Consider the following 7664-nt stretch of genomic DNA (forward strand, 5'->3'; position numbering starts at 1 on the left):
CTAGAGAAGTTTGACCGCCAACCCACCCGCGATCGCAGAGGTAATCGCCGAAGTGAAGGCGATCCCAAATAGCCACCAGGCGGCTGTCGCGACTCCTTTGCGCGTTTCTTCTGCTTGATGCTGTGCTTGTTGTTTGAGTACTTCAAGACGCTGCTGAGTTTCTTGTTGAAGGTGTTGGGCTTGTTGTGAGAGGCTGAGACGAACGGAATCAATCTGATCGACAATCTGGTGAGCGATCGACTCAGGTAAATCATCGCGAGATTTAAGAAATTCCAGGATGGAGTCGCGGTTGACTGCACTGAGGCGATGACTGATCGAGGCAATTCCCGCTTGAGGATCGCCCAGTAACGACTGAACATCTTGCTTGATGCGATCGTAGTCCTCAGGCAGTTCTAGAAATGTCAGGCGATCGCGCAGTTGAGTGACCGTGTTGGCGATCGTCGTTTGCATCTGTTGTTGGATTTGCTGTAGCTGTTGAGTAAAGTGTTGCAGGTTTGATTCGACCTGTTCGACAATCTGATTGGCTTCTGTTTCGGTCAGATCCGATCGCTGTGAGAGGAGTGAAATCAGTGCGGTGCGATCGGGGTGAGAGATGTGATCTCTTCGAGTTACTCGCAAGGGATCGCTCAAGTGTTGTAATCCTGATTTTGAACTGTGGAACAACTGTTGTAGATCATGTTGAATATTCTCTGGCGTTAGTTCTTCTTTATCGGTGTTGCTGAGATAATCTGACAGCGTTTCTGAAAACCCTCGATCGGGTGTTTCCGTGCCCAGTGTTTTTGTGCGTAATGCCAATCGTCTTGGAGCCTTGCTCAGATGGTGAATGGGAACCGTCGATCGATGAATTTTGCTGGCTGCATAGACAGGGTTTGGCTCAGACTCGCTCAACTGATTCCAGGCTTTTTCTAGCTGTTGGACAAGTTGTTGAATGCGCTTTTCGCTTAAGTCCTGGCGATCGATTAATCGCTGTTGAATGGTGGTGCGATCGAAGGTTGGCAAAGCTGGTTTGAGATCGGCTAAGTCGCTCTGACAGTCTTTGACAAAGTGTTTGACTTGGCGTTGAATATTTTTAGCCGTTAGCTTTTCATTAACATCACTAATGTAGTTCTCAAATCTATTCCATAAACTAGTCGCTTCTGTGTCAATTTCTTGATCACGTTCGCCTTCACTGATCTGAATCTCTGTGAGAACGGTTTGACGGACGGCTTCGAGGCGATCGACTAGCTTGCTCAATTTAGCGGGTGTCAGATCGTCCCGTTTTTGCAGCACTTTCGTCAAATAGTCAGGATTCAACGGTGCCAGTTGTTTTGAGATTTCTGCGGGGTCGGCCTCTGGGTCATAGATGACATCTTTAAATTCTTGCTGCACTGTTTTGCGCGTCAGTTGCCACGGGTAAGCATGGAGCAAATAATCTTCGACATCGGCTTGAATCAAATTGACGGGTGTGGAGGATTCCCCAGTCAAGGATTGAAGCTGACCCAAAATCTTGCTCACATCCCAATCTGATAAATCCACTCGTCTCAAAACGGTTCTTGCTAACTGTTTGAGGTCTAAAGACTGCATGGCCCCTTGTCGGGAACTGGACGCGGTTTCTTGCTCCTGCGGTTTGGGCAACCAGTCTGTTAGTTGTTGAGTCAAAACGTCTGGCTGGGCAGACTGCAAAAAATCAAGTAGTTGCGATTGGGGGGCAGTTTGAGAAGCGCCCTCTTGCCAGACCGATTCGAGTTGGTCGAGCAATTGATTGACATCTCGCTGAGACAAGTCAGTTTGATCCTGAATCAGAGCCGATAGAGAGGCGCGATCGAACTCCACAGGCATTCCTGCTGCAACGCTTTTTAAGTCAGATTGATGAATCATCTCAGCTAACTCATTGCGAATCGTTTGCAAGTCTAACTGAGGTGACGGCAGCGTTTGTAAATAATTTTGCAGCGTTTCGACAACCGTTGTTTGAGTTTTGTCGTCCGTCGTGCTGATTTCTTTGCTGATTTCTTGCTGTAGCGATCGCAGGGCTGATTCTTGAGCGGCAATTTGTTCTCGAAGTGCATCCGTAATTGATTGTTTTTTGCGTCCCGAAACTGCTTCCATTACCGTTGTCATTAATCCTTGGAGACCCGATGCCAGTGTCCCAAAAATGGCTCCAAAAAGAGAACCAACCGCCTGAGAACTCACCCACACCCAAATCAAAAGATACGCCGCCCAAATCACAATTCCCAGGATTGCTCCCACAATCAGACTAGTAGAGAGACTCAGCTTCACCGCCAAAAAACAAGCGATAAACAACACCCCATTCACCGTAAGCAGCGTTCCTGCCCCGATCGCCCATCCGATCACATGCCCATTTGATTTAGGCTGATCGGACTTTGGCTCCTCCTCATCAAGCTTTGCAGGAAGATACCCGATCGCTGTCACACCTGCCGCAATTCCAAAACTCGTCAGCAATAATTGGACGGCAAACGCAATCAGCAATCCCGTGAGCAGCGTGGCGAAAATTGGTGGAGCAGATGAGATCATGGCTTCTCCCGGTGTTTGACCCTGATGCTACTCATCTTTTTTGAGCCTCGCGCCTCTCTCAAGTGAGAACTGTGCAGCGTCGTGAGTTAGAGAATCGCTAAAACCGCAGCGCTTTATCTGCATAACGACGATCGAGATCTCTGATAACTAATCACAGATGCAAACCCCCAATCTTGTGACTCACCTGATATGTTCAACTCGACTCGAAACAGTGCGCTACTCGATCGTGCTTCTGCAATTCAATCTTCGGTAGAAGGTTTGTCTGCGCTGACCACTCAGCCACTCGGCAGCTTGTTGAAACTGGGGGTCTGAGTTCCGTCATCGTTTTCGCGCACCGTTGAGATGTGTTCTCGTTCACGAACGATTTCAAAACCAAGAGTTCTGAGCGCTTTGATGACTCTGGCTTTGGGCGCGTCTTTGGGAAACTTGGGCATTAGACGGTTGTTTCTGCGACGAAGGCTTCTAGAACGAAAGATTCTGGCTCAAGGACTGCTTCACCGAAGGTCTCAATGTGAAATCGGATAGCGGATTTGACATCGGCTAGGGCTGCTTCGTAGGTGTCGCCCTCGCCAACAACTACGCCTTGAATACCCAAAGGATAGGCAACGTAGCCATCAATATGTTTTTCAACGATGATTTTAATGTTTTGCATCGCGTTGCTTCCTCATCTCAATTTCGCTCATCGGTAACAACAGTGTATCTTCAATTTCTTGCCGCACGTCTCAACTGAGAGAGCGATCGCTGTTGGTTAGAAAACGGGTTTTTCAGAGGTTGACTTGACGGGCTGCTTCGGCTTCTAGAAAGGCGAGGGTGGCGGAGGCTTCTGCGAGATATTGGGCGATGTTGGCACGAACGATCGGGTCTTGCTCTCGCTGCAATTCTTTGACGTGAAACAGGACTCTGAGCCGACAGCCTTGCAGAGATTCGGGGTCGATCGCGTAGCGGTGTGATTCAGACATCCAAGCTTTCCTCCTGCACTTCAACTCTAATTAGTTGGCGGTTAAGTTCAGAGTATACAAATTTTACACCTGCCATGACGTTACCTTGTATTTCGATATCGTGACGTGCTTCGGTTGGGGTGAGAGAACGATGTCGTACCAAAATCGTGTATTGACCGGAGAGCAAATTTGTGAAGATGGCGATCGCAGACCTTAGCATGACAGGCTGTTGATCCAAAACAGAGCCTTCTGAGGCAAGTAGAACAATGACCAGTTCTCCGTCTATTGAAGACATTCCTGCACCTTGCTCGTTGCGGATCACTACAATAATGTCTGCCAACTGACTCACTCCCTACTATTTTTTCTCGCTTCGATTTCGCTGATTGGCAGTAATAACGTCTCTTCAATTTCTTGCCGCACGTCTCGACTGACATAGCAATCGCTGTTGAGACAATCGACCAGCAGCTTATTGGCATCGTAATACTGCTGTAACAGTTGCTGTTGCTCGTAGCTAAACTGCCAGTCGTGACAGATACTGCGGTATTGAATTGTCACACCTCTCAATTGCCTAGTCCAGACTTGACTGTTTTTCAGTCGCCATTGTCTGAAATTGTCTCGGTTCTCAAATAGTGTATTCGGTAGCTGATCTCGAATTTCTTGTAGCTTATGCTTCAATTGAGGTCTGAAGGTATGGTCGAGGTCGAGGTCAAGGGTGGGGGTGAGGGCAAGGGCACAATCAAGGGCACGGTCGAAGTCAAAAGAGTGAGCGCGGTCGAGGGCGCGGTCGAGGGCACGGGAGAGGTCGAGGGCACGGGAGAGATCGAGGTCAAGGTCAAGAGTGCGGTTGAGGGCGACATCGAAGTCATGGGCGCGGTCGAGAATGAGGTCGAGGGCAAAATCGAAGGCGCGGTCGAAGTTAAGGGTGAGGGTGAAGGCGCGCACATAGTAGAAAGCACGAACAGCAGCGGGCCTATAGGTTGCTTCTGCGGATCTGGACGTTTGATTGATCCAGATAAGGAGTTGTTGTAGCTTTTCTTCAGCAGCAAGCAGCCCATCAACGGTTCGCTTCATGAGCCTCAACAGATCGTCAGCGTTCCGTATCATGCTTGCTGTCAGCAGAAAGACTTCTCGCCAGCGTTTCTCTGTGAGATGTTGTACCAAATTCTCGTAAGCAGAATTGGCAACTATCTCTCTGGCCGCAAAATACTCTTGAAAGGTCAGGTGAGAAAACGAATAGATGCTTTTTGCGCGTTCTACAAAGAGTCCATGTTGAGCTTCAATTGATTTCAAGACCACTTCACTATCCATTCGCAAGATCCCTGGATCTGAATCAACATTCGGTAAGTTGCGAATGAAGTCAGAAATATATGCCTCTACCTTTTTTTGTTTAAAGAAGTACTCCTTCTGCTCAAAAGTCGTTAAAGCAATTTGGCTCAATAAATCTTCTTTGCGCTTAGTCGGTAGATTTTTGTAAAGCTGATCTCGCTGAATGTTACGTTTCGCGTCCCATTTTTTAAGCAAGACATCTAAGCCTTCTTTGTAAAGCTCAGAACGATTCGCCGGAAAATCAGCATTTTCTCCAAACACCAAACACAACAACGTCAATAGCAAAGGACTACTGGCTAATTCCTGAATGGGTTCGTTCTCTTCTAGCTTTTGCATGAAACGTTCTGCTTTCATCGGATCACTTCGCCGAAACCAGTTTTGGGCAAAGATAGCCATTTGATCTTTTTCAAAATCTGCCACTTCAACTTCAGTAAACTGCTCAAATGTATATTCCTTGGCAGCAATTCGACATGTGATTACAAAGTTATTTTTGTAATAGTAATCAGAGAAGTCACGAATTCCATTTAGTATCCTCAAATTATCTTCCTCTCTAACCTCATCTAATCCATCCAGCAGAACTAATGCTCTCCCATGTTGAAAAGGTAAAGCAGCCGATTCAATGTTTAAACTCAAGCATTGCTGACTAATGTATTTAGCTAGAGTGGGTTTATCTGTGGCTTCTGCAAAGTCTTTGAGTGTAATGAAAACTGGGATGTGATTCGCCTGAAAGTTGCCTTCAATACACTGCATCGCCAAATATTTTAGAAAGGTCGATTTTCCTGCACCCGGTTTGCCCAACACCATTAGCTTTGAGTGGCGCTCTACTGCCTCAAGTCCCGGCACTCGTTTTTCAGTGACTCGGTTCAGTCCAAAGCGATCGAACTCCTCCACCCCACAGTCTCGCAAAATCTCTGCAATCTCTAATCGATTTCGCCCAGTCAGTCGCTCCAAAATATTAACGTTGGTGTAAATTCCGCGTTCTCCAGTTAGCTCGATCGGTTGATCCATATCCAACACGCGCATCGTCCCGCATTTTTGACGAACGATCGGCTTAATCTGCTCACGGATTGTTTGGACGATCGTATCAATCTCAACGCTATCTACTTCCGGTTCTGCTGGGCGATCGATCACGTTTTCCCAATTCAAATCCAGCGCAGTGCAAAGCTCAACGAAATTGTTGCGGTCGATAGCCCTGCCAGCAAAAAACGCACCAACGGTACTTAGAGATATATCCGTGTCAGTAGCTAAGTTTTTTTGCGTCCAACCACAAGCTTTGTACTTTCGTCGGATTTGTTTGAGTCCTTCCTGAGACGCACGACACGATCGCTTTGCCTTTTCCATGAGCCTAAATTTGAGTGCTTGTGAGCGATCTTACACAACTCACACAAGTTACGCACAAGTCAAGCCCATACTCCATCAAGAACTCAAAGATCAGCTTGAGAGATTGGATGTATCGAGTTAACCAATCCTCACCATGCTTCAAAAACAGAACCTCAACAAGAAAAAATGGCTGAAAGTGATCGAATTTGCCGTGGTTGGGTTTGCCCTTTGGCTCAATCCGAGCGCTAGCTTTCTGATCTTTCTGCTAAAACTCTGCTTTCAAATTCTGGTTGCCCTGCAAAAAGACGAAGACAAATAGATCAAACAGGGGGCGATTCCTTCCACAAGCGGAGCAAATTCTTCGGGAAGCCAAGCGATCGCCCTTTCAACCACAACAATTAAACTCTGAGGTCAAGCATTCCTATTTGAAACGAGAACAATCGTGTTGTGAAGTGAAACGATCGTGTTGTGAAGCAAAACAATCAAATTTTGAGATGGAACGATCGCATTGTGAAGTGAAACGATCGTGTTGTGAACACCAACATTCCGATTTGAAACGAGAACGCACCCTCCGGGAAGCGAAGCTACCGTGTTGTAAACAGCAACATTTCTGTTTTGAAGCGGAACGATCTCTTTCCCTGATCAACGCAATATTAAAATAGCCGTAGCAATCTGCTTGAGAAACGATGAATACGATCGTCACCAACCCAAAACTCAGCAAAATTTTGGCAGAATTGAAGGCACAGTTTGAGATGGTGCATGGCGATCAGCTCCTTCATCTCATTTTGTATGGCTCTCAAGCACGAGGCGACGCAGAATTTGGTTCCGATATCGACGTTTTAGTTGTGCTGAAAGCTCCAGTCAATCCAGGTGAAGAAATCTTGCGAACCGGGCAAATCGTTGCAGACCTCTCACTCCAACATGACGAAGTGATCAGTTGTCTATATTATGGATGAAAACCGTTACCAAACTCGCAATGGTTCCCTCCTGCGGAACATTCGCAAAGAGGGCATCCTGCTGTGACAGACGACCAGCTTGAGCTTTTGCTAAAAGCACGTCAAAGTCTCTCTGCTGCAAAGTTACTTTTAGACAACCACTATCCAGATTATTCAGTTTCTCGTGCTTGATAGAAGCGCAAGACTTGCGAAAGGAGATTATGGACAACTGAACGCTATCAGCAGTGACCAAGCCACCGAGCAACTCAACCGCGCCGACCCCTTGCGGGTAACTCGAAGAGATCGCTTTCTCAAACTTGCTGAAACATTCCTCGGCGATCTACCACCTTAAATAAACGTCGGTTCGATGAGAGCGGTTCGCTTCGTTTCAATCGGCTTCAGCCCCCTAAATCCCCCAAAATTGGGGGACTTTGACCCAGAAAAAGTTCCATTCAAAGAAATTATGCTGATTCAAAGTCCCCCAGAATGGGGGATTTAGGGGGCGAATCCCTCAGTAACAAAGCGAAAAAGTTCATCGAACTCCTAAGAAAACGCAGGTTTCTTTCGGCCTTCCTAAAGGGGGGACTTTGACCCAGAAAAAGTTCCATTCAAAGAAATTATGCTGATTCAAAGT

General features: G+C 46.9%; 8 protein-coding genes. 2 read left to right on the forward strand and 6 right to left on the reverse strand.

Annotation, left to right across the window (positions count from 1 at the left end; genetic code table 11):
* The 6 genes from ACKFKH_RS08035 to ACKFKH_RS08060 form a co-directional block, all read right to left on the reverse strand.
* Complete coding sequence (locus ACKFKH_RS08035; RefSeq protein ID WP_446857743.1) at positions 1–2511, reverse strand: hypothetical protein; 2511 nt, start codon at positions 2509–2511, stop codon at positions 1–3.
* A 275-nt stretch (positions 2512–2786) separates the two neighbouring features.
* Positions 2787–2945 (reverse strand): hypothetical protein, encoded by a 159-nt coding sequence (locus ACKFKH_RS08040; protein ID WP_446857744.1) that lies wholly within the window; start codon positions 2943–2945, stop codon positions 2787–2789.
* On the reverse strand, positions 2945–3163 hold the full coding sequence (locus tag ACKFKH_RS08045) for a type II toxin-antitoxin system HicB family antitoxin (RefSeq protein WP_446857745.1): 219 nt from the start codon (positions 3161–3163) through the stop codon (positions 2945–2947). The genes ACKFKH_RS08040 and ACKFKH_RS08045 overlap by 1 nt, the downstream gene beginning before the upstream one ends.
* Before the next feature lie 112 nt (positions 3164–3275).
* Positions 3276–3470 (reverse strand): hypothetical protein, encoded by a 195-nt coding sequence (locus ACKFKH_RS08050; protein ID WP_446857746.1) that lies wholly within the window; start codon positions 3468–3470, stop codon positions 3276–3278.
* Positions 3463–3789 carry a hypothetical protein gene (locus tag ACKFKH_RS08055; RefSeq protein ID WP_446857747.1) on the reverse strand — a complete coding sequence of 109 codons (327 nt, stop codon included), beginning with the start codon at positions 3787–3789 and terminating at the stop codon, positions 3463–3465. The genes ACKFKH_RS08050 and ACKFKH_RS08055 overlap by 8 nt, the downstream gene beginning before the upstream one ends.
* 5 nt (positions 3790–3794) lie before the next feature.
* Positions 3795–6116 (reverse strand): NACHT C-terminal helical domain 2-containing protein, encoded by a 2322-nt coding sequence (locus tag ACKFKH_RS08060; protein ID WP_446857748.1) that lies wholly within the window; start codon positions 6114–6116, stop codon positions 3795–3797.
* A gap of 133 nt (positions 6117–6249) precedes the next feature.
* Here ACKFKH_RS08060 and ACKFKH_RS08065 point away from each other — a divergent pair, with 133 nt between their 5' ends.
* Together ACKFKH_RS08065 and ACKFKH_RS08070 are read left to right on the forward strand one after the other, a co-directional pair.
* Positions 6250–6414 (forward strand): hypothetical protein, encoded by a 165-nt coding sequence (locus tag ACKFKH_RS08065; protein WP_446857749.1) that lies wholly within the window; start codon positions 6250–6252, stop codon positions 6412–6414.
* A 367-nt stretch (positions 6415–6781) separates the two neighbouring features.
* Positions 6782–7051 (forward strand): nucleotidyltransferase domain-containing protein, encoded by a 270-nt coding sequence (locus tag ACKFKH_RS08070; RefSeq protein WP_446857750.1) that lies wholly within the window; start codon positions 6782–6784, stop codon positions 7049–7051.
* The last annotated feature ends 613 nt before the right edge of the window (positions 7052–7664 follow it).

Source organism: Phormidesmis sp. 146-20 (assembly GCF_052939475.1).